The 24,116-nt window shown below is 70.3% G+C and carries 24 protein-coding genes; 17 read left to right on the top strand and 7 right to left on the bottom strand.

Going from position 1 to position 24,116, the window contains the following annotated elements:
- Positions 1-7 precede the first annotated feature (7 nt).
- The 3 genes from R0232_RS31980 (at position 8) to R0232_RS31970 (ending at position 3,348) form a co-directional block, all read left to right on the top strand.
- Positions 8-982, top strand: a complete 975-nt coding sequence (locus R0232_RS31980; RefSeq protein WP_431510634.1) for a Bug family tripartite tricarboxylate transporter substrate binding protein — start codon at positions 8-10, stop codon at positions 980-982.
- A gap of 8 nt (positions 983-990) precedes the next feature.
- Positions 991-2,331 carry an FAD-dependent oxidoreductase gene (locus R0232_RS31975; RefSeq protein WP_431510633.1) on the top strand — a complete coding sequence of 447 codons (1,341 nt, stop codon included), beginning with the start codon at positions 991-993 and terminating at the stop codon, positions 2,329-2,331.
- A 126-nt stretch (positions 2,332-2,457) separates the two neighbouring features.
- Complete coding sequence (locus R0232_RS31970; RefSeq protein WP_431510632.1) at positions 2,458-3,348, top strand: acyl-CoA thioesterase; 891 nt, start codon at positions 2,458-2,460, stop codon at positions 3,346-3,348.
- Positions 3,349-3,364: 16 nt separating this feature from the next.
- On the opposite strand, the gene R0232_RS31965 is transcribed toward R0232_RS31970, so the two are convergent.
- Complete coding sequence (locus R0232_RS31965) at positions 3,365-4,087, bottom strand: GntR family transcriptional regulator (RefSeq protein WP_431510631.1); 723 nt, start codon at positions 4,085-4,087, stop codon at positions 3,365-3,367.
- A 148-nt stretch (positions 4,088-4,235) separates the two neighbouring features.
- On the opposite strand from R0232_RS31965, the gene R0232_RS31960 reads away from it, so the two are divergent.
- The 12 genes from R0232_RS31960 (at position 4,236) to R0232_RS31905 (ending at position 16,381) form a co-directional block, all read left to right on the top strand.
- Entirely contained in the window at positions 4,236-5,015 is a 780-nt protein-coding gene (locus tag R0232_RS31960; protein ID WP_203203137.1) for an SDR family NAD(P)-dependent oxidoreductase, read from the top strand.
- Positions 5,016-5,074: 59 nt separating this feature from the next.
- Positions 5,075-6,286: an ABC transporter substrate-binding protein gene (locus R0232_RS31955; protein ID WP_208507743.1), complete on the top strand. Its 1,212-nt coding sequence runs from the start codon at positions 5,075-5,077 to the stop codon at positions 6,284-6,286.
- 16 nt (positions 6,287-6,302) lie between these two features.
- The gene (locus R0232_RS31950) at positions 6,303-7,205 is read left to right on the top strand and encodes a branched-chain amino acid ABC transporter permease (protein WP_208507742.1); all 903 of its coding nucleotides are present in this window, start codon (positions 6,303-6,305) and stop codon (positions 7,203-7,205) included.
- Positions 7,206-7,207: 2 nt separating this feature from the next.
- Positions 7,208-8,173 carry a branched-chain amino acid ABC transporter permease gene (locus tag R0232_RS31945; protein WP_208507741.1) on the top strand — a complete coding sequence of 322 codons (966 nt, stop codon included), beginning with the start codon at positions 7,208-7,210 and terminating at the stop codon, positions 8,171-8,173.
- Complete coding sequence (locus R0232_RS31940; RefSeq protein ID WP_431510630.1) at positions 8,170-8,946, top strand: ABC transporter ATP-binding protein; 777 nt, start codon at positions 8,170-8,172, stop codon at positions 8,944-8,946. The genes R0232_RS31945 and R0232_RS31940 overlap by 4 nt, the downstream gene beginning before the upstream one ends.
- Positions 8,939-9,658 (top strand): ABC transporter ATP-binding protein, encoded by a 720-nt coding sequence (locus R0232_RS31935; protein WP_057594693.1) that lies wholly within the window; start codon positions 8,939-8,941, stop codon positions 9,656-9,658. Before R0232_RS31940 ends, R0232_RS31935 begins: the two co-directional genes overlap by 8 nt.
- A 28-nt stretch (positions 9,659-9,686) precedes the next feature.
- Entirely contained in the window at positions 9,687-10,436 is a 750-nt protein-coding gene (locus R0232_RS31930; RefSeq protein WP_057594692.1) for an SDR family NAD(P)-dependent oxidoreductase, read from the top strand.
- Between the two features lie 24 nt (positions 10,437-10,460).
- Complete coding sequence (locus tag R0232_RS31925) at positions 10,461-11,207, top strand: SDR family NAD(P)-dependent oxidoreductase (protein WP_431510629.1); 747 nt, start codon at positions 10,461-10,463, stop codon at positions 11,205-11,207.
- Complete coding sequence (locus R0232_RS31920; RefSeq protein WP_431510628.1) at positions 11,207-12,922, top strand: FAD-dependent oxidoreductase; 1,716 nt, start codon at positions 11,207-11,209, stop codon at positions 12,920-12,922. Before R0232_RS31925 ends, R0232_RS31920 begins: the two co-directional genes overlap by 1 nt.
- A 22-nt stretch (positions 12,923-12,944) precedes the next feature.
- Complete coding sequence (locus tag R0232_RS31915; protein ID WP_431510627.1) at positions 12,945-13,553, top strand: glutathione S-transferase; 609 nt, start codon at positions 12,945-12,947, stop codon at positions 13,551-13,553.
- A gap of 340 nt (positions 13,554-13,893) precedes the next feature.
- On the top strand, positions 13,894-14,604 hold the full coding sequence (locus tag R0232_RS31910) for an SDR family oxidoreductase (RefSeq protein ID WP_431510626.1): 711 nt from the start codon (positions 13,894-13,896) through the stop codon (positions 14,602-14,604).
- A gap of 319 nt (positions 14,605-14,923) precedes the next feature.
- Complete coding sequence (locus R0232_RS31905; RefSeq protein ID WP_431510625.1) at positions 14,924-16,381, top strand: SulP family inorganic anion transporter; 1,458 nt, start codon at positions 14,924-14,926, stop codon at positions 16,379-16,381.
- A gap of 6 nt (positions 16,382-16,387) precedes the next feature.
- Here the strand turns inward: R0232_RS31905 and R0232_RS31900 are convergent, their stop codons facing one another.
- Positions 16,388-17,338 (bottom strand): cupin domain-containing protein, encoded by a 951-nt coding sequence (locus R0232_RS31900; RefSeq protein WP_431510624.1) that lies wholly within the window; start codon positions 17,336-17,338, stop codon positions 16,388-16,390.
- 75 nt (positions 17,339-17,413) lie between these two features.
- Here R0232_RS31900 and R0232_RS31895 point away from each other — a divergent pair, with 75 nt between their 5' ends.
- Positions 17,414-18,631, top strand: coding sequence for a multidrug effflux MFS transporter (locus R0232_RS31895; RefSeq protein WP_431510623.1), 1,218 nt, complete (start codon positions 17,414-17,416; stop codon positions 18,629-18,631).
- 82 nt (positions 18,632-18,713) lie between these two features.
- Positions 18,714-19,325, top strand: coding sequence for a class I SAM-dependent methyltransferase (locus R0232_RS31890; protein ID WP_431510622.1), 612 nt, complete (start codon positions 18,714-18,716; stop codon positions 19,323-19,325).
- A gap of 7 nt (positions 19,326-19,332) precedes the next feature.
- On the opposite strand, the gene R0232_RS31885 is transcribed toward R0232_RS31890, so the two are convergent.
- The 5 genes from R0232_RS31885 to R0232_RS31865 form a co-directional block, all read right to left on the bottom strand.
- Positions 19,333-20,049, bottom strand: coding sequence for an ABC transporter ATP-binding protein (locus tag R0232_RS31885; RefSeq protein ID WP_281078207.1), 717 nt, complete (start codon positions 20,047-20,049; stop codon positions 19,333-19,335).
- Positions 20,046-20,801, bottom strand: a complete 756-nt coding sequence (locus tag R0232_RS31880) for an ABC transporter ATP-binding protein (protein ID WP_057594685.1) — start codon at positions 20,799-20,801, stop codon at positions 20,046-20,048. The genes R0232_RS31885 and R0232_RS31880 overlap by 4 nt, the downstream gene beginning before the upstream one ends.
- Positions 20,798-21,748 (bottom strand): branched-chain amino acid ABC transporter permease, encoded by a 951-nt coding sequence (locus R0232_RS31875; protein WP_431510621.1) that lies wholly within the window; start codon positions 21,746-21,748, stop codon positions 20,798-20,800. The genes R0232_RS31880 and R0232_RS31875 overlap by 4 nt, the downstream gene beginning before the upstream one ends.
- Positions 21,745-22,665, bottom strand: coding sequence for a branched-chain amino acid ABC transporter permease (locus tag R0232_RS31870; RefSeq protein ID WP_057594683.1), 921 nt, complete (start codon positions 22,663-22,665; stop codon positions 21,745-21,747). Before R0232_RS31870 ends, R0232_RS31875 begins: the two co-directional genes overlap by 4 nt.
- A 166-nt stretch (positions 22,666-22,831) precedes the next feature.
- The gene (locus R0232_RS31865) at positions 22,832-24,025 is read right to left on the bottom strand and encodes an ABC transporter substrate-binding protein (protein WP_296797118.1); all 1,194 of its coding nucleotides are present in this window, start codon (positions 24,023-24,025) and stop codon (positions 22,832-22,834) included.
- Positions 24,026-24,116: the final 91 nt, after the last annotated feature.

Below are 24,116 nucleotides of genomic sequence, written 5' to 3'. Positions count from 1 at the left end.
CCTCTTCATGCAAGCCACCAAGAGAGCCCTCCTGATCGCCTGCGGCCTCGCCGCCGCCACGCTGCCGCTGGCCGCGAGCGCGCAGGCGCCCGCCTGGCCCACCAAGCCCATCCGCCTGCTCGTCGGCTTCCCGGGCGGCTCCACGCCCGACATCGCCGCGCGCACCATCGCCGAGCCGCTGTCGAAGGCGCTGGGCCAGCCGATCGTGGTCGACAACAAGCCCGGTGCCTCGGGCAACATCGCGGCCGACACGGTGGCCAAGGCCAGCGACGACCACACGCTGGGCATCGTCATCAACGGCAACCTGACCTCGTCGAAGCTGCTCTATCCGAAGCTGCCCTACGACCCGGTCAAGGACTTCACCTACCTCTCGCTGATCGCGACCGCGCCGCTGGTGCTGGTGGCGCAGAACAACCTGCCCTCGGGCGAGGCCTTCTTCGACGCCGGCCGCAAGGCGGGCAACAAGTGGAACTACGGCTCGGTGGGCATCGGCTCGGTCGGCCACCTGGGCATGGAGCTGCTCAAGAGCCGCGTACCGGGCTTCAACCCCGAGCACGTGCCCTACCAGGGCAATCCGCAGGTCATCACCGGCATGCTCGGCGACCAGATCCAGATGGGCCTGATCCCGCCCGGCGTGGCGATGCCGCAGATCAAGGCCGGCAAGCTCAAGGCCATCGGCCTGACCGCCGGCCGCAGCGCGCTGGTGCCCGAGGTGCCGCCGCTGGCCAATGCCGGCGTGCGCGACTTCAATCTCGAGGTGTGGGTGGCGCTGCTGGGCCCGTCCAACCTCTCGAAGACCGCGCAGGCGCGCATCGGGCGCGAACTCGAGGTGGTGATGAAGCAGCCCGAGGTGCGCCAGAAGCTGTTCGAGCAGGGCTGGCAGGCCGTGGGCACCTCGCCCGACGGCATGCGCGCGCGCGTCAACGACGAGGCCGCGATCATGACCAAGATCATCTCGACCAAGGGCATCACTCTCCAATGACGGCTGCAATGACGATGGCCGAGCCGTCGCGTTCGCTGCCGGTCTTCGGCAGCTACGACGTGGTGGTGGTCGGCGGCGGTCCCGCCGGCATCGCCGCCGCCGTGAGCGCTGCGCGCCACGGCGCCAGCACCCTGCTGGTGGAGCGCTACGGCTTCCTCGGCGGCATGGGCACGGCGGGCGGCGTCACCAACTTCGCGGGCCTGTACGGCAAGCGCCGCGGCCAGATGACGCAGCTGGTGCGCGGCGTGGTCGACGAACTGGTCGAGCGCATCGTCGCGCTCAACGGCATGAACGATCCGCAGGACGGCATGGGCGGGCGCATCCGCGTGCGCTCGTACGACACCTCGGCCTACAAGCTCGCGGCCGACCAGTTGCTCGAGGCGGCCGGCGTGAAGCTGCTGTTCCATGCGCTCGCGGCCTCGGTGATCCACGACGGCGAGCGCATCGCCGCGCTGGTGGTCGAGACCAAGTCGGGCCGGCAGGCGATCCGCGCCAATGCCTTCGTCGACGCCAGCGGCGACGCCGACGTGGCGGCCTTCGCGGGCGTGCCCTTCGAGGTCGGCGACGGCCACGGCAGCGGCCTGTTCCCGACCACCATGTTCCGCATCGGCCAGGTCGACGCGCCGGCCGCGCTCGAGGCGGTGGGCGAGTTCAAGGCCATCAACGACTTCATGGCGCGCGCCGAGGCGAGCAAGCCCGGCGCCTACCGCTTCCCGCGCGAGGGCGCGATCCTGCGCCCCAACAAGGACCCGCGCGAATGGCGTGCCAACGTCACGCAGATCCGCAATTCCGAAGGCCGCGCGATGAACGGCGTCGACGCGCGCGAACTCACCGAGGGCGAGCTCGAGGGCCGGCGCCAGATCGCCGAGTACTTCCGCTTTCTCAAGGCCGAGGTGCCGGGCTTCGCGCAGTCGGCCATCGTCGAGATCGCGCCGCAGGTCGGCATCCGCGAGACGCGGCGCATCCAGGGCCTGTACGCGCTCGAGCGCGAGGACATCCTGTCGTCGGCCAGGTTCGACGACGCCATCGGCCTCAATGCCTGGCCGATGGAGATGCATGCCGATGGCCGCATCGAGTGGGCCTTCCCGCGCGATGCCGACAACGCCTACAACCACCTGCCCTGGCGCATGCTGGTGCCGCGCACGGTCGCCAACCTGCTGGTGGCCGGCCGCTGCGCCTCGATGACGCACGAGGGCCAGTCGGCCGCGCGCGCCAGCGGCGGCTGCTTCGTGATGGGGCAGGCCGCGGGCACGGCGGCGGCCACGCTCGGCAGCGGCGCGTTCGCCGACGTGGACGTGGCGGCGCTGCAGGCGAAGCTGGCGGCGGACGGGGTCGACCTGGACCGTTGAGGGGCAGCAGCGGGGGGCAGGGGGCGCGCGAAGTGCGCGCAGGGGGCGCGCGAAGCGCGCGCGACAGCCCCCTGGCCCCATGTTTGCTATCGTTTGCGGCTCTCTCTTTTCGTCCAGCCGCTCCCGATGACCCCCGATCCCGCCACCGCCGCCCGCCTCGTCGACGAACTCGTCGCCCTCATGCAGCTCGAACCCCAGGGCGGCGACCGCTTCCTGGCGCAGAGCGAGGACATCGGCACGCCGGCCGTGTTCGGCGGCCAGGTGCTGGGACAGTCGCTGATGGCGGCCAACCTCACGGTCGGCGCCGACCGGCCCGTGCATTCGATGCACGCCTACTTCCTGCTGCCGGGCGAGCATGCGCCCATCGAGTACAGCGTGGACCGCGTGCGCGACGGCCGCAGCTTCACCACCCGCCACGTGGTGGCACGCCAGCAGGAGCGCATCATCTTCGAGATGTCGGCCTCGTTCCAGACCGTGGACGACGGCGTCGAGCACCAGATCGACATGCCCGAGGTGGCCGGCCCCGAGGGCCTGGTCAGCGAGCTCGACCAGCGCATCGCGCTCGGCGACCGGCTGCCCGAGCCCTGGCGCAGCAAGGCGATCGAGCCGCACGGCATCGAGTACCGCCGGGTCCAGCCCGACGACCTGCTCGCGCCGGTGCCGCGGCCCGCGTCCGACAGCGCGATCTGGATGCGCGCGATCGCGCCGCTGCCCGACGACCCGATGGTGCACCGCGCGCTGCTGGCCTACGCCTCCGACCACGGCCTGCTGCGCGCCGCCATGCTGCCGCACGGCCTGAGCTTCATGACCGGCCAGGTGCGGCCCGCGAGCCTCGATCACGCGATGTGGTTCCACCGCGATTTCCGCTTCGACGACTGGCTGCTCTACGTGCTCGATTCGCCGAGCGCGAGCGGCGCGCGCGGCCTGTGCCGCGGCAGCATCTACACGCGCGACGGCCGGCTCGTGGCCTCGACGGCGCAGGAAGGCATGCTGCGCATCCGGGCGCTGAAGAAGTAGCCGCGCAGGGCGCCTCCTAGGCGCCGTTGCTCAAGGCCAGCGGCGGGTCCTGCGCGACCGCGCTGCCCGCGCGCTCGTCGAGCACGCGCTGGTAGTTGTCGCGCAGCAGGATGCCCGCGTAGTACACGTGCTCGCGCATCAGCTGCTCGGCGCGCGCCGCGTCGCCGTCGATCACGGCCTGCACGATGCGGTGGTGGTCGTCGTGCGAACGCAGGATCACGCCGTGGTCGTGCCACAGCATGATGCGGTCGGAGGCGAAGGGCACGGCCTGCGCCTGCGCGCCGAAGCGCACCACCCACGGATTGCGCGCGCCCTGCATCAGCGTGTTGTGCAGCGTCACGTTCATCTGCTGGTAGGGCGCGAGGTCGTCGAGCAGCAGCCGTCCCTTGGCCAGGATCTCGTCGCCGGTGCGCAGGCAGTCGCGCAGCAGCGCGGCGGTCGCGTCGTCCACGCCGAGCGCCGCGAAGCGCCGGCAGGCCAGGCCCTCGAGCACCGAGCGCACCTCGTAGGCGGCCAGGATGTCCTCGAGCGCGAAGGCGCGCACCAGGTAGCCCTTCTTCGGCTGGTGATCGATCAGCCCTTCCATCGCCAGCGCGGCGAGCGCGGCGCGCACCGGCGTGCGCGACACCTTGAGGGTTTCGGCGATCGGCACCTCCTCCACCCGCGTGCCCGGCGTGAGCCGTCCGTGCAGGATCCAGGTGCGCAGCGTCTCGGTGACTTGTTGGGAGAGTGTGTCCATGTCAGGTATACATGATGCCGTGGAAACTGGTTCAATAGTCGTCGAATAAGGGAAAACGAGGGCGTCCAAAGATGAGCATGTATACACAATGCGGTCCTCGATTCACTTTCACGCCGCATCCGACGCGGCTTCGGAGACCTCGCATCCCATGGCGGAACATCATGCACAAGCCCCCGGCCGGCTGGCCCTCGTGACCGGCGGCGGCCGCGGCATCGGCGAGGCCGTGTGCCGGCGCCTCGCGGCCAGCGGCCTGCGCGTCGTCGTGGCCGACATCGACGGCGACAACGCGCGTGCGGTGGCCGCCTCGCTCGGCGCGGGCCACCATGCACGCCAGTTCGACGTGAGCGACGAGGCCGCGGTCGAGGCCGCCTTCGAGGACATCGAGGCCGGCATCGGCCCGGTCGGCGTGGTGGTCTGCGTGGCCGGCCTGCTGCTGATGCCCGGCGGCGAGCGCTCGCCGATCAAGGACACCTCGCTCGAGGACTGGGAGCGCACCTTCGCCGTGAACGCGCGCGGCGTGTTCCTCTGCGGCCGCGCCTACCTGCGCCGGCGCGAGGCTCGGCCGGTGGCGCACGGGCGCATCGTCACCTTCGGCTCGGTGGCCGCGCAGCTCGGCGGCTACCGCTCGAGCGCCACCTACATCGGCGCCAAGGCCGCGGTGCTGGGCCTGACCAAGGCCATGGCGCGCGAGTCGGCGCACCTGGGCGTGACCGTCAACTCGGTCGCGCCGGGCCTGATCGACACCGAGATGCTGCGCGGCACCGTGCAGAGCAGCGGCGCGCTGACGGCCGCGGCCGCCAACATCCCGCTCGGGCGCATCGGCACGGTGGACGACGTGGCCGGCGCGGTCGACTACCTGGTGTCGGAGCAGGCGGCGTACATCACGGGCAACGTGATCGACGTCAACGGTGGCTACCGCATGCAGTAACGCCCGGCGCCAGCGACCGGGCGGCGCCTTTCACTCACCCATACCAACGGAGACACGTCATGAAGAAGAATTTTCTCGCCCTGGCATTCGGCGCCGCGCTGTGCGCCCTGGCGGGCACCGCCGCCGCGCAGGCCGAGCCCGGCCTGACCGACAAGACCATCAAGATCGGCATGTTCTCGCCGATGTCGGGTGCGTCGATGAACTACGGCTTCGACGTCATCAACGCCGCGAAGATGTACTACGACAAGATCAACAAGGAAGGCGGCGTGAACGGCCGCAAGATCGAGCTCGTGGTGGAGGACGACCGCTGCAACGCCAACGACCTGCTGGCCGCGGTCAAGAAGCTCACCGAGCAGGACCAGGTGTTCCTGCTCAACGGCGGCTCCTGCTCGGCCGCCGTGGTCGGCGCGCGCGAATACGTCGAGCGCGCGAAGATCCCGCTGGTGATGCTCAACGCCTCGGGCGACGGCGCGCTGTACCCGCCTTCCAAGTACATCTACGGCGCGTTCTCGATCTCGCAGCATGCGGTCGGCGGCTCGATGGTGCAGTTCGCGAGCGAGCACCTGAAGGCGAAGAAGATCGGCTACATCAACCACGACGACGCCTACGGCGGCTGGAACCTCGAGTCGGCCCAGGCGCAGGCCAAGGCGCTCGGCGGCGTCGACCTGCAGGTGCAGTCGGTCAACCCGAACATCACCGACGTCACGGCGCCGATGCTCAAGATCAAGGCCGCCAACCCCGACGTGCTGCTGCTCACCACCTACGCGCGGCCCGTGAGCCTGATCGTCAAGCGCGCCTTCGAGCTCGGCTTCAACAAGCCGATCGTGCTGGCCGTGAACTCCACCGCCGACCTCAAGCAGCTGGTGGAGAACGTGGGCAACAAGGACGCCTTCAAGAACGTCTACATCCAGGAAGTGCTGGCCGACGTGCCCGGCGGTCCCAAGCTCAAGTGGGTCTACGACATGTACAAGGCCGCCTACCCCGAGCTGGCGGCCAAGCCCGGCTACCCGCAGACCTACATGCCCTACGGCATTCCCTCGGCCATGGCGGTGGTCAATGCGCTGAAGGCGGCCGGCCCCAGCCCCACGCGCGAGAAGGTGCTGACGGCGCTGTCGACCATGAAGTTCGACTCCGGCGTGATGGCCGGCCCGATCGAGTTCGGTCCCGACGACCGGGCGGCGCAGGAGGCGGCCATCTACATCAAGTTCGACGCAACCAACATGACGCTCGTGCCCGGCAGCTACAAGAGCGTGTGGAAGTACAAGCCCTGAGGACGGCTGCGATCTCATGAGCCTTTCCGACATCTGGCTGTTCGTGCAGCAGGGCGTGCTGTCCGGCATCGTCACCGGCAGCGTCTACGCGCTGCTCGCGGTGGCGATCGTCATGGTCTTCAAGACCACCGACGTGCCGAACTTCTCGCAGGGCGAGATCTTCATGGCCGGCGGCTACCTCGCGCTGTTCCCGCTGGTGGTGTGGGGCTGGCCCTACTGGGGCGCGGTGCTCGCGAGCCTCGCGGTCACGGCGCTCGTGGCCGCGCTGTTCCAGCGCGTGGTGATGCAGCGCGTGACCGCCTCGCGCGGCGTCGGCGTGCAGCTCGTGATCGCCACGCTGGGCTTCGCCTACCTGCTCAAGGGCCTGGTGCGCAAGACCGGGCTGGGCGACACGCCGCGCTCGCTGCCCTCGCTGGTGCCGCAGGACCCGATCACCATCGGCCAGGCCTCGCTCACGCTGCTCGACCTCGCGATCTTCGGCACCGCCGTGGTGGTGATGGTGCTGCTGTACCTGATGTTCACGCGCACCCGCACCGGCCAGGCCATGCGCGCGGTCGGCATGAATCCGCGCGGCGCGCAGATCGTGGGCGTGAAGCTGGGCACCATCCGCATGAAGATCTGGGCCCTGACCGGGCTGCTCTCGGCCATCGCGGCGCTGCTGATCACGCCCAAGATCCTGATCACGCCCGACATCGGCCACATCGCGATCCTGGCCTACGCGGCCGCCATCGTCGGCGGCTTCACCAGCCTGCCGGGCGCGGTGGTCGGCGGCTTCGTCATCGGCATCGTCGAGAACCTGGTGGGGCTGTTCGTCTCGTCCAACGCCATCGTGGTCGCGCCCTTCGTCGCGATCATGGTGGTGCTGCTGGTGCGGCCGCAGGGCCTGTTCGGCGGCAAGCCGCAGGTGAAGAAGGTATGAGCATGCAGACCACTTCTCCCTGGTGGGATCGCGGCGTGCTGCTTGCCATGGCCGCGGTGCTCGCGGTGCTGCCCTTCGCGGCCAGCGGCTACGTGCTCTACGTGGTCAACCTGCTGATGGTGTTCAGCGTGCTCGCGCTCGGCATGCACCTGGTGATCGGCGAGACCGGCCAGTTCGCGCTCTCGCACGCGGCCTTCTTCGGCATCGGCATCTACACGGCCGGGCTCATCAACAACCAGTGGCAGCCGCCGTTCGTGGTGTCGATCCTCGCGGGTGCGCTGCTCGCGGCCGCGCTGGGCTGGGTCATCGGCCTGCTGGCGCTGCGCATGCGCGACATCTACCTGGCGCTCGCCACCTTCGCCTTCGGCGAGGCGATGCAATGGGTGTTCCTCAACTGGGAGCAAGTGACCAACGGCTCGAACGGCCTGCAGATGAAGCCGGCCGCGCTCGGCGGCCTGCGGCTGATGAACGACCTGCAGGCCTATCCCTTCGTGGTCGCGATCGCGGCGCTGATGCTGTGGCTCACGGTGGCGCTGTCGCGCTCGCGGCTGGGCTCGTCGTTCCGCGCGGTGCGCGAGAGCGACGTGGCGGCGATCGCGATGGGCGTGAACACGCGCGCGGTCAAGGTCACGGCCTTCGTGCTGTCGGCCGCCTTCGCGGGCGTGGCCGGCGGCATGTACACGCTGTTCACCTCCTTCATCCATCCCGAGAGCCTGGGCTTCCAGACCACCATCCTGATCCTCACCATGGTGGTGGTCGGCGGACTGGGCTCGGTGCGCGGCGCGGTGGCGGGCGCCATCGTGTTCGGCCTGGCCTCGGAACTGCTGCGCCAGGCACCGTCCTACCAGGAGATCATCTACGGCGGCATCCTGATGCTGTTCATGATGTTCCTGCCCAAGGGCATGGCCTCGCTGTTCGCGGCACGCAAGGCCACGCGCCGCGCGGCCCCGGCGGGAGGCGCGCGATGATCACGAGTGCTTTCCTCGACGTGCGCGACATCAGCGTGGTGTTCGGCGGCCTCAAGGCGGTCAACGGCCTGTCGTTCCAGGTCGAGCAGGGCCGCATCCATGCGCTGATCGGGCCCAACGGCGCCGGCAAGTCGACCACCTTCAACTGCATCTCGCGCTTCTACACACCCAGCAGCGGCAGTGTCGTCTTCGAGGGCCGCGAACTCACGCGCGTGTCGCCCTACCGCATGGCCTCGCTGGGCATCGCGCGCACCTTCCAGAACCTCGAGCTGTTCGCCGAACTCTCGGTGCTCGAGAACGTGCTGCTCGGCACCCATGCGCGCGGCACCGGCACGCTGGGCCGGCTGCTGCGCCGCCCCGACCGCGAGACCGAGGACTTCGCGCTGCACCTGCTCGAGCGCGTGGGCCTGGCCGACGAGCGCCACCAGCCCGCGCGCGACCTCGACTTCGGCCGCCAGAAGCTGCTCGAGCTGGCGCGCGCGCTGGCCATCAAGCCGAAGCTGCTGCTGCTCGACGAGCCCGCGGCCGGCCTGCGCAACCGCGAGATCGAGAGCCTGGACCGGCTGCTCAAGGAGCTGGTGGCGCGCGACGGCATCACGGTGCTGCTGGTCGAGCACGTGATGCAGCTCGTGATGTCGATCTCGGACCGCATCACCGTCATGGCCTTCGGCGAGAAGATCGCCGAGGGCACGCCCGCGCAGATCGGCAGCGACGCGCGCGTGATCGAGGCCTATCTGGGCAAGGGAAGTGCAAAGGGGGCCGCGCATGGCTGAATCGCTGTTGTCGTTGCGCGCCATCTCGGCCGCCTACGGCCGCATCCAGGCGCTGAGCCATGTCTCGGTCGACGTGCCCGAGGGCGAGATCGTCGCGCTGCTCGGCAGCAACGGCGCGGGCAAGACCACCACGCTCAACTGCATCTCGAACATCGTCGACTGCACCGAGGGCGAGGTGCGGCTGGCCGGCGAGCGCATCGACCGGCTGGGCTCCGACGCGCTGGTCCAGCGCGGCATCGTGCAGGTGCCCGAGGGCCGGCAGGTGTTCCGCGACATGAGCGTGCGCGAGAACCTCGACCTGGGCGCCTACCTGCGGCGCGACCGCGCGGGCATCCGCAACGACCTCGAGGCCGTGTATGCGATGTTTCCCCGCCTCAAGGAGCGCCAGGGCCAGATGGCGGCGACGCTGTCGGGCGGCGAGCAGCAGATGCTCGCGATCGGCCGTGCCGTGATGGCGCGCCCGCGCGTGATGCTGTTCGACGAGCCCTCGATGGGCCTGTCGCCGCTGCTGGTGGAGCAGATGTTCGAGATCATCGAGCGGCTGCACCGCGAACAGAAGATCACCATCCTGCTGGTCGAGCAGAACGTGCAGCTCGCGCTCGCGGTGTCGAGCTACGGCTACATCCTCGAGAACGGCGAGATCTCGCTGCACGGCCCCGCCGCGCAGCTGGCCAACGACGAGGCCGTGCGCCGCGCCTACCTCGGCGTCTGAACGGCGCCGCTTTCGCAAAGGAATTCCCATGCTTCTGAAGGACAAGCTCTCGCTCGTCACGGGCGCCGCGCGCGGCCTCGGCGAGGCCATCGCGCGCCGCATGGCGGCCGAAGGCGCGCACGTGCTGGTGGTCGACCGCGACCTCGAGCCCGCGCAACGGGTGGCGGCCTCGATCCGCGCCGCGGGCGGTCGTGCCGATGCCGACAGCGTCGACGTCAGCGACGCGGCAGCGGTCGACGCGCTCGCCGCGCGCATCGCCGCGGCACACGGCGACATCGACGTGCTGGTGAACAACGCCGGCATCTCCGCGCGCTCGAAGTTCGACGAGCCCGGCGCGCGCGAGGCCTGGGACCGCGTGCTGTCGGTCAACCTGCAGGGCGTGTTCAACGTCACGCAGGCCTTCGTGCCCGCGCTCAAGCGCACGCACGGCAGCATCGTCAACCTGTCGTCGATCGTGGCCTTCGGCGCGGGCATCTCCTCGGCCGGCTACGTGGTGGCCAAGGGCGGTGTGCGTTCGCTCACGCAGGTGCTGGCGCGCGACCTCGCGCCCTGGGGCGTGCGCGTGAACGCGGTGGCGCCCGGACTCATGGTGACCGACATGACGGCCGGCCAGCGCGAGACCGAGCACGGCACCGACTGGTACATGAGCCGCGTGCTCACCAAGCGCCACGGCGAGGCCGACGAGATCGCCGGGCCGGTGGTCTTCCTCGCCTCCTCGATGGCCAGCTACGTCAATGGCGTGGTGCTGCCGGTCGACGGCGGCTACCTCGCGGCCTGAGCGCCGCGCTTCGACGGAACAACGATGAACAACAGCAGTGATGACAACAAGCCGCTGGTCCTGGTGACCGGCGGCGCCAGCGGCATGGGTCGCGCGATCGTCGAGCGCCTGGCGCGCGACGGCTGGCGCGTGGTGATGGCCGACTACAACGGCGAGTTGGCCGAGCGCGAGACCCAGGTGCTGCGCGCCGCCGGCCTCGACGTCGACTACCGCGCCATCGACCTGACCGACGAGGCCGCGGTGCGCGCGATGGTGCAGTCGCTGCCGCCGCTCGCCGCGCTGGTGAACAACGCCGGCATCTTCGACGAGCGCGCCTTCATGGACGTGAGTTCGGCCGACTTCCGCCGCATGTACGAGGTGAACCTGCTCGCGGTGGCCACGCTCACGCAGGAGGCCGCGCGCAAGATGGCCGACGGCGCGCGCATCGTCAACATCGCCTCGCGCGCCTACCTGGGCGCGAAGAACCATCCGCACTACGTGGCCTCGAAGGCCGCGCTGGTGGGCTACACGCGCGCCAGCGCGATGGAGCTCGCGCCGCGCGGCATCCTGGTGAACGCGATCGCGCCGGGCCTGATCGACACGCCGCTGCTGCGCGCGCTCACGCCCGAGCGCCGCGCCGCGCAGCTCGCGCTGCAGCCCACGGGCGCGGCCGGCCGGCCCGAGGACATCGCGCAGGCGGTGGCCTTCTTCACCTCGCCGGCGACCGGCTTCGTCACGGGCCAGGTGCTGTTCGTCGACGGCGGCAAGTCGCTCGGCGGCTCGGGGGCGTGATGGCGCAGTCCCAGGAGAAGACCGGCTACGACGTGGTCGTGATCGGCAGCGGCGCGGGCGGGCTCGCGGCCGCGCTGACGGCGAAGCTCGAAGGCCTCGACGTGCTGGTGATCGAGAAGACCGACCGCATCGGCGGCTCGACCGCGATCTCGGGCGGCGCGGTGTGGGTGCCGCTCAACGACCAGGCCGAGGCCGCGGGCCATCCCGACACGCCCGAGAAGGCGCTGACCTACCTGCGCAACACGGTGGGCGCGGCCGGCGACGAGGCGCTGCGCCATGCCTTCCTCGAGGCCGGGCCGCGCGCGCTGCGCTACCTGCGCGAGCGCACCGACGTGCAGCTCGCCGCGCGCACCTACTCGCCCGACTACCACCCCGACCGCGAGGGCGCCGCGATGGGCGGTCGTTCGCTCGACCCCATCGAGTTCGACGGCCGGCTGCTCGGCCCGCACTTCCGCGCCCTGCGCGATCCGCTGCCCGAGTTCTGCGTGCTCGGCGGGATGATGGTCAACATGACCGACGTGAAGCACCTGCTCGCGGTCACGCGCTCGTTCGCGTCGTGGAAGCACGGCATGAAGCTGGTGCTGCGCTACTTCGCCGACCGCCTGGGCGGCCACCACCGCGGCACGCGGCTGCTGCTGGGCAATGCGCTCGCGGGGCGGCTGTTCCACGGGCTGCTGAAGGAGAAGATCCCGTTCTGGCTCGAGACGCCCGCGCTGGCTATCGAGCAGGATGCGGGCGGTGCGGTGACCGGCGTGCGCGTGAAGCGCGATGGCCGCGAGATCGTGCTGCAGGCGCGGCGCGGCGTGGTGGTCGCGACCGGCGGCTTTCCGTGGAATGCGCAGATGCGCGCGGAGCACTATCCCGCACCGACCGGGCCCTACTCGATGTCGCCGCAGGGCAATGTCGGCGAGGGCATCGCGATGGCGCGGCAGGCCGGTGGCGTGCTCGGCACCGGCCACACGGGCCCGGCGCTGTGGGCACCGGTGTCGATGATGGAGCGCCCCGACGGCAGCGTGCTGCGCTATCCGCACCTGGTGTGGGACCGCGCCAAGCCCGGGCTGATCGCGGTCGATGCGCGCGGCGAGCGCTTCGTCAACGAGGCTAGCTCGTACCACGAGTTCGTGCGCGGCATGTACCAGGCCAACGAGGCCGGCACGAGCATTCCGGCGCTGCTGGTGTGCGACAGCGACTTCATGGAGAAGTGGGGCCTGGGCCTCGCGTTGCCGGGCGGGCGCTCGCGCGAGCACCTGGTGCGCGCCGGCTACCTGTACCGCGCCGACACGCTCGAGGCGCTGGCACGCCAGGCCGATGTCGACCCCGACGGCCTCGCGCGCACCGTGGCCGCCTTCAACCCACCGGCCGCGCGCGGCGAGGACCCGGCCTTCGGCAAGGGCAGCACGGCCTACAACCGCTACCTCGGCGACCCCGAGCACCAGCCCAATGCCTGCGTGGCGCCGGTCGCGAAGGCACCGTTCTATGCGGTCAAGGTCTATCCCGGCGACATCGGCACGGCCCTGGGCGTGCGCGCCGATGGCCATGCGCGCGTGCTCGATGCGCGCGGCACGCCGATCGCGGGCCTCTACGTGGCCGGCAACGACATGCATTCGGTGATGGGAGGCGAGTATCCTGCGCCCGGCATCACGCTCGGACCGGCCCTGACCTTCGGCTGGGCCGCCGGCATGCACCTGGCCCATGGCCATGACGAACACGCCTGACCCCACACACTTCACACCCATCATGAAGATCTTCTATTCCCCCGCTTCCCCCTTCGTGCGCAAATGCATGGTCGTCGCGCACGAGCTCGGCATCGCCGAGCGCATCGAGCGCCTGCCGAGCGCGGCCGGCCCGGTGAAGCGCGACGCGACCATCCTGCCGACCAACCCGCTGGGCCAGGTGCCTACCTTCCTCACCGACGATGGCCAGGCGCTGTTCGACAGCCGCGTGATCTGCGAGTACCTCAACGACCAGCAGGGCGGCACGCTGTTTCCCGCCTCGGGCAAGGAGCGCTGGGCCCGTCTCACCGAACTCTCGCTGGCCGACGGCATGACCGCCGCCGCGCTGCTCGCGCGCTACGAGAACGTGCTGCGTCCGCAGGAATTCCGCTGGGCCGACTGGACCGACGGCCAGCTCGCGAAGGTGCGCACCGGGCTCGAATGGCTCGAGAAGGAAGCGGCCGGATTCGGCGAACGTGTGGACATCGGGACCATCGCCTTCGGCTGTGCGCTGGGGTACATGGACTTCCGGTTTCCGGATGTGGATTGGCGTGCTCAGGCGCCTCGCAGCGCTGAGTGGTTCGATGCGTTCAATCGGCGGGCTTCGATGCAGGCTACGTTGCCTACGGCTTGAGTTTTTGTGGGTGGGGGTGGGCTCACGCCGATGGGGTACTCCCCTCCGCGAATGTCCCCCGGCCTTCGGCCTCCTCCTTGATTTCGCTGCGGGGAGTACCCCATCGGCGTGAGCCTGGACGCGACGGTCGTTGTGCGGCCGGCACCACCACTGCGCCTCCCGTGCACAGGGCAGTGGGTGCTTCCCGCAGCGAAATAAAGGAGGAGCCGAAGGCGGGGGACATTCGCGGAGGGAAGTACCCGCTGTCCTGTGCACGCGCCCCGAACAAAAACGCCCAGCCTGGCAAGGCCGACGATTCCTTGGCTAAATGCCACCCTCCGCAAGAAACCAAGGACCCCGAATGTCTTCTGAGCAAAAAAAGGTAGCCATCGTCACGGCAGGCGGCAGCGGCATGGGCGCCGCCGCGGCCCGCAAGCTCGCGCAGGACGGTTTCCGTGTCGCCATCCTCTCCTCCTCGGGCAAGGGCGAGGCCCTCGCGAAGGAACTGGGCGGCATTGGCGTGACCGGCTCCAACCAATCGAACGATGACCTCAAGCAACTCGTCGACCGCGTGATCGCCGAGTGGGGCCGCATCGACGTGCTCGTCAACAGCGCCGGCCACGGCCCGCGCGCGCCCATTCTGGAAATCACCGACGAAGACTGGCACCGCGGCATGGACGTCTACCTGCTGAGCGCCGTGCGCCCCAGCCGGCTCGTCACGCCGCACATGGTCAAGCAGGGTGGCGGCGCCATCATCAACATCTCGACCTTCGCCGCCTTCGAGCCCGATCCCGTGTTCCCGACCTCGGGCGTGTTCCGTGCCGGCCTCGCCGCCTTCACCAAGCTCTTCGCTGACCAGTATGCAAAGCACAACGTGCGCATGAACAACGTGCTGCCCGGCTTCATCGACAGCCTGCCCGAGAAGGAAGTGTTCCGCGAACGCATTCCCATGGGACGTTATGGCCGCAGCGACGAGATCGCCGCCACCATCGGCTTTCTCGCTTCCGACGGCGCGGGCTACATCACCGGCCAGAACCTGCGCGTCGACGGGGGCATCACGCGCTCCGTCTGAGGCCGTCATGGGCGCTGCCTACAATCGGCGCCCATGTGCCCGAGGACGTTCCGCCACCCGAACACGCTTCGCGCGGACCTCGTCCTCTTCGGCCGGCACGCCCGCCGGCGCGCCTCCTGCTATGCGCTCGCTCGCATCGCGCGCGACAGCCAGTCCCGGCAATCGGGCTGCTCGCGGCTGACTCCCCCTTGAGCTTGGCGCATTGAATGAAGCGCGGCGGCAGCGCCCGCCGCTTTCTCCCTTGCGCCGCCAGCCGGCGCGATGCCTTCCAACGTCCCGCGATGCCTTGCCGGCACGCGGGCTGCTTTCCGTTTTCTCCATGTCCTCCCGCTACAGCCGCCTGCGCACCGAGTGGTGCCCGAGCATTCCGCGCGAACTGATGGCCGGCGCCGTCGCCACCTTCGCGCTCATTCCCGAGGTCATCGCCTTTTCCTTCGTCGCCGGCGTCGATCCCGCGGTGGGCCTGTTCGCCTCCTTCGTCATCGGCATCGTCATCGCCTTCACCGGCGGGCGCCCCGCCATGGTCTCGGCCGCGGCCGGGTCGGTGGCGCTGGTGGCCGCGCCGCTGGTGCATGCGCACGGCCTGGCCTACCTGCTCGCGGCCGGCCTGCTCGCGGGCGCGATGCAGATCGTCTTCGGGCTGCTGCGCCTCGGCGTGCTGATGCGCTTCGTGTCGTCGTCGGTGCGCACCGGCTTCGTCAACGCCCTCGCGATCCTGATCTTCGCGGCGCAGATGCCGCACTTCATCGGCGCCAATGCCGCCACCTGGGCGATGGTCGGCCTCGGGCTCGCGGTCATCTACCTGCTGCCGCGCCTCACCACCGCCGTGCCGTCGCCGCTGGTGTGCATCGTGGTGGTCACGCTCGCGGGCCAGTGGCTGGGCCTGCCGCTCAAGACCGTGGCCGACCTCGGCCAGTTGCCCGATGCCTTGCCCATGTTCGCGCTGCCCGCCGTGCCGCTGACCCTCGAGACCCTGCGCATCATCGCCTTGCCCGCCTTCGCGATCGCGATGGTCGGCCTGCTCGAATCGATGATGACCGCGAGCGTGGTCGACGAGCTCACCGACACCCCGAGCTCGAAGAACCGCGAGTGCGGCGGCCTCGGCCTCGCGAACGTGGCGGCCAGCTGCTTCGGCGGCATCGCGGGCTGCGGAATGATCGGCCAGACCGTGAGCAACGTGCGCTACGGCGGCCGCGGCCGGCTCTCGACCCTGTTCGCGGGCGCCTTCCTGCTGATCCTCATGGTGCTGCTCAAGCCCTGGGTGTCGCAGGTGCCGGTGGCGGCGCTGGTCGCGATCATGGTGATGGTCTCGGCCTCGACCTTCGACTGGGGTTCGCTGCGCACGCTGGTGCGGCATCCACGCCTGTCGAGTGTCGTGATGCTCGCCACCGTGGCCGTCACCGTCGCCACCGACAACCTGGCCGCGGGCGTGGGCATCGGCGTGCTGCTCAGCGGCGTCTTCTTCACCTTCAAGGTGGCGCGGCTGCTGCGGGTGCAGGGGCGGCAGGACGACGAGGGCGCCTGGCGCTTCGCCGTGAGCGGCCAGGTCTTCTTCGCCTCGGCCGACATGCTGGTCGATGCCTTCGACGTGCGCGAGATCGACGGCGCGCCGGTGCGCATCGACGTCTCGCAGGCGCACTTCTGGGACGTGACCGCCGTGGCGGCGCTGCGCAAGGTGGTCGAGCGGCTGCGCAAGCATGGCAGCGCGGTCGACGTGAGCGGCATGAACCAGGCCAGCCGCGACCTCGTGCTGCGCCTCGACGCGGCGCCCGAGTGAAGCGGCTCAGACTGCTGCGGCCGCTTCGGCGCGCACCTGGCTGCGAAAGCGCCCCGGGCTCTCGCCCACCGCGCGCCGGAAGGCCGCGCTGAAGGCCGTCTCCGACTGGTAGCCCACGCGCTCGGCGATGCGCGCGATGCCCTCGTCGCCGTGCCGCAGCGCGTGGCGCGCCACCGTCATGCGCCAGCCGCCGAGATAGTCGAGCGGCGTCGAGCCCGTCAGCGCCTTGAAGCGCAGCGCGAAGGCCGTGCGCGACATGCTGGCCGTCTGCGCCAGTCGCTCCACCGTCCAGGGCTGCGCGATGTCGGCATGCATGCGCGACAGCGCGGTGCCGATGCGCGCATCGGTCATCGCGCCGAGCCAGCCCTCGGGCTGCGGCGCGTTCGCGAGGTGCACGCGCAGCGCCTGCACCAGCACCAGCGCCGCGAGGTTGGTGCGCGCCAGGGTCGAACCCGGGCGCAGCTCGGCCGTCTCCCAGCCCATCAGGTCGAGCAGGCCCACGAGCGGCCGCGCGCCCGGATCGCTCGCGCGCAGGTGGATCAGCGGCGGCAGGTGGCGCAGCAGCAGTTCGCCGGCCTCGCCCGAGAGCGCGAAGCGCCCGCTCGCGAGCACCACGCGCGTCGCGTCGCTCGCGTCCAGCCCGTCGTGGCGCAGCACCCCGTCGGGGCCGCGCTGCTCCCGGCTCAGGCGCGTGCCGTCCTGCAGCGGCCCGGGCGGATCGCTCGCGGCCGAGAAGGGCAGGCCGTTGGTCAGCAGGAAGAAGTCGCCGGCCTCCAGCATCACCGGCGCGGCCGTGCCCTCGACCTCGATGCGGAAGCGCCCCTCGAGCACGCAGCCCAGCTTGATGTGCGAGGCGTAGTGCCCGTAGCGGAAGGCCCAGCGGCCGCGCGCCTCGAAGCGCGACGAGAGCGTGCTGCTCACCGTGAGCATGGCGAGCACGTCGGACAAGGGATCCATGATTCTGTACGAATGAATAGGAAATGCGTGCTGATGATTATTCAATCATTCAGCCCGACGCGCGACCATCGGTGCATGTCCTCCTCGAACGCTCCAGTTTTCCGTCACGCCGTCGTGCTGGGCCTGCTCACCACCATCGGCCCCTTCGCCATCGACATGTACCTGCCCGCGCTGCCCGCCATCGGGCGCGCGCTGGGCGCCGATCCGCATGCGATGCAGGCCAGCCTGATGGCCTTCTTCATCGCGGTCGGCGCCGGCCAGCTGGTCGCGGGCCCGCTGTCGGACATGTTCGGCCGCCGCCGGCCGATGGTCGCGGGCCTCGTGCTGTTCATGCTCGCCAGCATCGGCTGCGCCTTCGCGCCCGACGCGGGCGTGCTGGTCGCGTTGCGCTTCGTGCAGGGGCTCGGCGCCTGCGCCTGCATGGTCACGCCGCGCGCCGTGGTGCGCGACCTGTACACCGGGCCCGAGGCGGCGCGGATGATGTCGCTGCTGCTGATGGTCTACAGCGTGTCGCCGATCCTCGCGCCGCTGGCCGGCAGCCTCGTGGCCGAGAGCCTGGGCTGGCGCGCCGTGTTCGTCGCCGTTGCCGCCGTCGGGCTCGCGGGCCTCGCGATGCTGCTGGCCCTGTTGCCCGAGACCCGGCCCGCCACCGCGCGGCTGTCTAGCAACTTCCGCAGCGCCATGGCCGGCTACGGCGTGCTGCTGCGCGACCGCCACTTCATGGCGCTGGCCTTCATGGCCTCGTTCACCGTCTCGAGCTTCTTCGTCTACGTGGCCAACTCGCCCTTCGTGATGAGCACGCATTTCGGCGTCTCGCCGCGCATGTACGCGGTGCTGTTCGCGCTCAATGCCGTGTCGCTGCTCGCGCTGTCGCAGGCCAACGGCCGGCTGGTGGCGCGCTTCGGCATCCGGCGCGTGCTGCGCACGGCGGTGATCGCGCAGGCCGCCACCATCGGGCTGCTGCTGGTGCTCACCCTCGCGGGCATGGACCGGCTCTCCGTGCTGGTGGCGCTGCTGATGATCGGCTTCGGCCTCAACGGCCTGATCGTGCCCGGGGCCTTCGTGCTCGCGATGGAAGGCCATGCCGCGCTCGCGGGCACGGCCTCGGCGCTGATCGGCACGATGAACTTCGCGGGCGGCGCGGTGATGGTGGCGCTGGTCGCGCCGTTTGCAGACGGCACGCCGCTGCCGATGGTGGCGGGCATCGCGGCGTGCGCCGCGGTGGTGCTGGCGCTGGCCTTGCGCACCCTGCGGCCGGTGCAGCGCGTGCCCGGTGTCATGCAGGGGTTCTAAGTGATTGCCCCGTGAGCAAGGCACGGCCTTGGGCCTAGCCTTTGTGCGTTCCGTCGGCGCCCGATGGACCGGAAAGGCTCCCATGGACATCCCCGCCCCGGTGCTCGACAGCATGCAGCGAACCCTCCAGTCCTACGAGGCGTCCGCGCGCGACTACGACGCGATCGTGGCGGACCATCCGCCGCCCGAGATCGAGGACGCGCTGCGCCGCATGGTGGCGTGCATGCCCGCGGGCGGCAGCGTGCTCGAGGTCGGCTCGGGCACGGGGCGCGATGCCGACTTCGTCGAGTCCCTGGGCGCGAGCGTGCGGCGCACCGATGCCACGCAGGCCTTTCTCGACCTGCAGGCTGAGCGCGGCAGGCAGGGCGCGCTGCTCAATGTCGTCACCGACCCGCTGGGCGGGCCCTACGACGCCATCCTCGCGATGGCCGTGCTGATCCATGTCGATCGCGCGCAGATCGCGCCGGTGCTGCGCAAGGTGTTCGACGCGCTCGCGCCCGGTGGCGTCTTCCTCGCGGGCATGCGCATCGGCGAGGGCGAGACCAACGGCGACTACCAGACCGTGTATTGGGACCGGGATCGGTTCGCCGCGCAGCTCGCGGCGGCCGGGCTGCAGCTGGGTTGGGAGCGGCAGTGGATCGGCCGCGAGGACGTACGCTGGGCCAGCTTCCTGGCCTGCCGTCCGCGCGGATGAACGCCGCCTACACGCCCAGGTAGCGCGTCCACAGCGAGCGGTCGGCATCGAGCGCGGCCGAGTCGCCCTGCCACACCACGCGCCCGCGCTCGAGGATCACGTGCCGGTCGGCCAGCGGCAGCAGGCGCTGCACGTACTTGTCGACCACCAGGATCGCCTCGCCCTCGGACTTGAGCGTGGCGATGCAGTGCCAGATCTCCTCGCGGATCACGGGTGCCAGACCTTCGGTGGCCTCGTCGAGGATCAAGAGGCGCGGATGCGTGGACAGCGCGCGCGCGATCGCCAGCATCTGCTGCTCGCCGCCCGAGAGCTGGTTGCCCGCGTTGGCCTTGCGCTCCGCGAGGCGCGGGAACAGGCCGTAGAGTGCCTCGACGGTCCAGCGCGGCGCGCTGCCGGGGCGCGGGCGCGCGAAGGCGCGCAGGTGCTCGTCCACACTGAGGTTGGGGAACACGTGCCGGCCCTCGGGCACGATGGCCACGCCGCGGCGCGCGATGGCGTCGGGCTTGTGGCCGCCGATGGCCGCGCCGCCGAAGCGCAGCTCGCCGCGCATCGGCGCGAGCATGCCGGTGATGACCTTGAGCAGGGTGCTCTTGCCCATGCCGTTGCGGCCCAGCAGCGCGAGCACCTCGCCCGCGCCGATGCGCAGGTCGATGCCGAACAGCACCTGGCTCGCGCCATAACCGGCCTCGATGGCCTGCGCCTCGAGCAATGTCGTCGAACTCATGCGTGACCTTCCGCTTCGGTGCCCAGGTAGACCGCCTGCACGTCGGGATGCCCGCGCACCTCGTCGGCCGTGCCGCTCATCAGCACGCGCCCCTGCACCAGCACCGTGAGCCGGCTGGCGAGGCGGAACACGGCATCCATGTCGTGCTCGATCAGGAGGATCGCCATCGAGGCGCGCAGCGACTCGATCAGGTCGACCATGCGCGCCGACTCGTCGGGGCCCATGCCGGCCATCGGCTCGTCGAGCAGCAGCAGCTTGGGTTCGGCCGCGAGCGCCAGCGCCACGTCGAGCGCGCGCTGCGCGCCGTGCGGCAGCGTGCCGGCGATGCGGTCGCGCTCGCGCGCCAGGCCCACGCGCTCGGCCAGCGCGGCGGCGCGGTCGGCCAGGTCCTTCTCGCGCGAGCGCGGCGCGAGGAAGCGCAGGCTGCTGCCCGCGTGCGCCTGCGCGGCCAGCATCAGGTTGTCGTGCACCGTGTCCTTGGCGAACACGCGCGTGACCTGGAAGCAGCGCGACATGCCCGCGGCCACGCGCTGGTGGTCCTTGAAGCCGGTGATGTCCTTCTCGTCGAGCAGGATGCGGCCCGCATCGGCCTTGAGCAGGCCGGTGATGAGGTTCACCAGCGTGGTCTTGCCCGCGCCGTTGGGGCCGATCAGCGCATGCACTTCGCCGCGCTCCACCGTGAGGCTCACATGGTCGGTCGCCAGCAGGCCGCCGAAGCGCTTGACCAGTCCTTCGATCCTGAACAGGCTCATGGCGTGGCCTTTGCGAGCGGTGCGCGGCGGCGCGACAGCGCGGCCAGTCCCTTGGGCGCCCACAGGGCGACGGCGATCAGCAGCAGGCCCAGCGGCAGGTGCCAGTGTTCGGTGTGCTGCTTGAGCGCCTCCTCGAGCAGCAGCCACACGGCGGCGCCCACCGGCCCGCCCCAGCTGCGGCCGAGGCCGCCGATCACCACCATCACCAGCAGCGTGGCCGACTGCGTCCAGTGCATGGTGGCCGGGCTCACGAAGCCGTTGCCGCCCGCGAGCAGCGCGCCCGCCAGGCCGGCGATGGCGCCCGCGATCGCGAAGGCCGCGAGCTGCAGCCGGAACACCGGGTAGCCGAGCGCGCGCATGCGCGTCTCGTTGTCGCGGATGCCCATCAGCGCATGGCCGAAGCGCGACTGCGTGGCGCGCTGCAGCCACCACAGCGCGAGCGCCACCAGCGCCAGCACCACCCAGTAGAAGTTGCTCTCGTTGCCGAGGTCGAGGCCCGGCAGCAGGGTGGGGCGGCTCATCAGCGTGTAGCCGTCGTCGCCGCCGTACTTGCGCAGCGAGACCGCGACGAAATACAGCATCTGCGCGAAGGCCAGCGTGGTCATGATGAAGTAGACCCCGCGCGTGCGCAGCGCCACCGTGCCGATCAGCGCGGCGGCCAGGCCGGCCGCCACCACGGCCGCGGGCCACAGCACCCAGGCCGAGGTCGTGCCGGCATCGCTGAGCGCCACCACCGTGTAGGCACCCACGCCGATGAAGCCCGCATGGCCGAGCGCGACCATGCCGCCGAAGCCGAGGATGAAGTTGAGGCTGGCCGCGGCCAGCGCGACGATCAGCACGCGGCGCACGAAGCCGATGTAGAACTCGAAGCCGAACAGCGGTGCGATCAGGGGAAAGGCCGCGAGCAGCAGCAGGAGCAGCCCGAGGCCGAGGTGACGGGTTTTCATGCGCGTGCCGAGAAGAGGCCCGAGGGCCTGAAGAGAAGGACTGCCACCATCAGCGCATACATCGCGACCTCGGCCACCAGCGGGCCGAGGTCGGCCGCGGTGGCCGGCGGCAGCGTGGCGCGCAGCAGCATCGGCACGAAGGCGCGGCCGATGGTGTCGACGATGCCCACCAGCAGCGCGGCCACGAAGGCGCCGCGCACCGAGCCGATGCCGCCGATCACCAGCACCACCAGCGCCGGGATCAGGATCTGTTCGCCCATGCCGACCTGCACCGCGACGATCGGGCCCATCAGCGCGCCGGCCAGCGCGGCGAGTGCCGCGCCGAGCAGGAACACGCCGTTGAAGATGCGGCCCACGCGCACGCCCATCAGCTCGGCCATCGGCCGGTCGGAGGCGCCCGCGCGCACCCGCATGCCGATGCGCGTGTGGTTCACGAGCAGGTAGAGCGCCAGCGCGACCAGCATGCCGCCGACCAGGATCACCAGCCGGTACGAGGGATAGGGCAGGCCGTCCATCAGTTCGACCGGGCCCGAGAGCGCGGCGGGCGTCGGCGCCATCACCGGCGACGGGCCCCAGATCATCTTGACCAGGTCGTCGGCCACCAGGATCACGCCGAAGGTCGCGAGCACCTGCGCGAGGTGGTCGCGCGTGTAGAGGCGGCGCATCAGCAGCACCTCGAGCAGCAGCGCCACCACCACGGTGACCGCCACCGCGATGACGATGGCCGCGGCGAACGAGCCGGTGCGCGTGTGCGCCTCGGCCGCGACGTAGGCGCCGGCCATGAACAGCGAACCGTGTGCGAGGTTCAGCACGTCCATGATGCCGAACACCAGCGTGAGGCCCGCGGCCAGCAGGAACAGCATCAGGCCGTAGCCGAGGCCGTTGAGCAGCTGCTCGAGAACGAGGATGGGGGTCATTGGATGAGAGTGGAATGCGGGCAGCCGTACGCGAAGGGCGCGAAGGTTTCGCGAAGGACGCAAAAGAAAACCTCGAAAGTTTTCCCCTGTCTCTTTCGCGTCCTTCGCGGATTCTTCGCGTCCTCTGCGTCCGGAAGTTCGGGAATCCGAATGGCGCGGGCGCCGCTTACTTCATCGGGCACTTGTCGGCGTAGCTGTCGCCGTAGTTGGTCAAGACGGTGTTGATCAGCTTGTTCGTGACCTTGCCCTGCGCATCCTTGCCGATCACGCGCAGGTAGAAGTTCTCGATCGGGTAGTGGTTGTTCGCGTACTTGAAGGTGCCGCGCGTCGAGGCGTAGTTGGCCTTCTTGAGCGCCGCGATCACGGCTTCGCGGTTCTGCGCGTTGCCGCCGGCCTGCTTCACGGCGGCGTCCATCGCGAGGATGGCGTCGTAGGCCTGCGCGGCGTAGACCGACGGGTAGCGGCCGTTGTACTCCTTGCGGAACGCGGCCACGAAGGCCTTGTTGGCGGCGTTGTCGAGGTCGTGCGCCCAGTGCGAGGTGTTGAACAGGCCCAGCATCGGCTCGCCCACGGCGCCGATCACGTCCTCGTCGGCCGAGAAGCCGCTGGTGACCAGCGTGATGTCCTTCGACAGGCCCGCACCCACGAACTGCTTGATGAAGTTGATGCCCATCGCGCCGGGCAGGAAGAAGTAGATCGAGTCGGGCTTGGAGGCGCGCAGCTGCGCGAGCTCGGCCGCGTAGTCGATCTGGCCGAGCTTGGTGTAGAGCTCGTCGGCCACCTGGCCCTTGAACTGGCGCTTGAAGCCGCCGAGCGCGTCCTTGCCCGCGGGATAGTTGGGCGCGATCAGCACGATCTTCTTGAAGGCGCGGTCCTGCGCGAACTTGCCGGCGGCCTCGTGGAACTGGTCGTTCTGGTAGGCGGTGCCGAAGAAATAGGCATTGCACTGCGCGCCCGCGAACTGGCTCGGGCCGGCATTGGCCGAGAGGTAGGGTACCTTGGCGTTGAACAGCGTCGGGCCGACGGCCAGCGCCACGTTGGAGCCGATCGGGCCGCTGAAGATGTCGATCTTGTCGCGCTGGATCATGCGGTCGACCAGCTGCTTGGCCTGGTCGGGGCTGCCGGCCATGTCGGCCTGCACGAACTCCACCTCCTGCCCGCCGAGCTTGCCGCCCAGCTGCTTGATGCCGAGCGCGAAGCCGTCGCGCGCCTCGGCGCCCAGCGCCGCGAACGGGCCCGAGATGTCGAGCGCCAGGCCGACCTTGACCGGCGCGGCCATGGCCGAGGCCGCGGCGCCGCACAGCAGCAGCGAAAGCAGGGTGCGCGGCAGCGCGGACGATTTCGGGGACGGTTGGCTCATCGGATTCTCCGGCAGGGATGGGGGTGAAACGGCGTCGAACCGTTGATAGCTAAATACTTTAGCCGTAAACAATTCGGTGTCAACGGTGCTA

Origin of the sequence: Variovorax sp. DAIF25, from assembly GCF_050711835.1 — a bacterium.
Classification (GTDB): domain Bacteria; phylum Pseudomonadota; class Gammaproteobacteria; order Burkholderiales; family Burkholderiaceae_C; genus Variovorax.
Note: the sequence above shows the minus strand (reverse complement) of the source record. Positions and strands in the feature narration are given on the sequence as shown.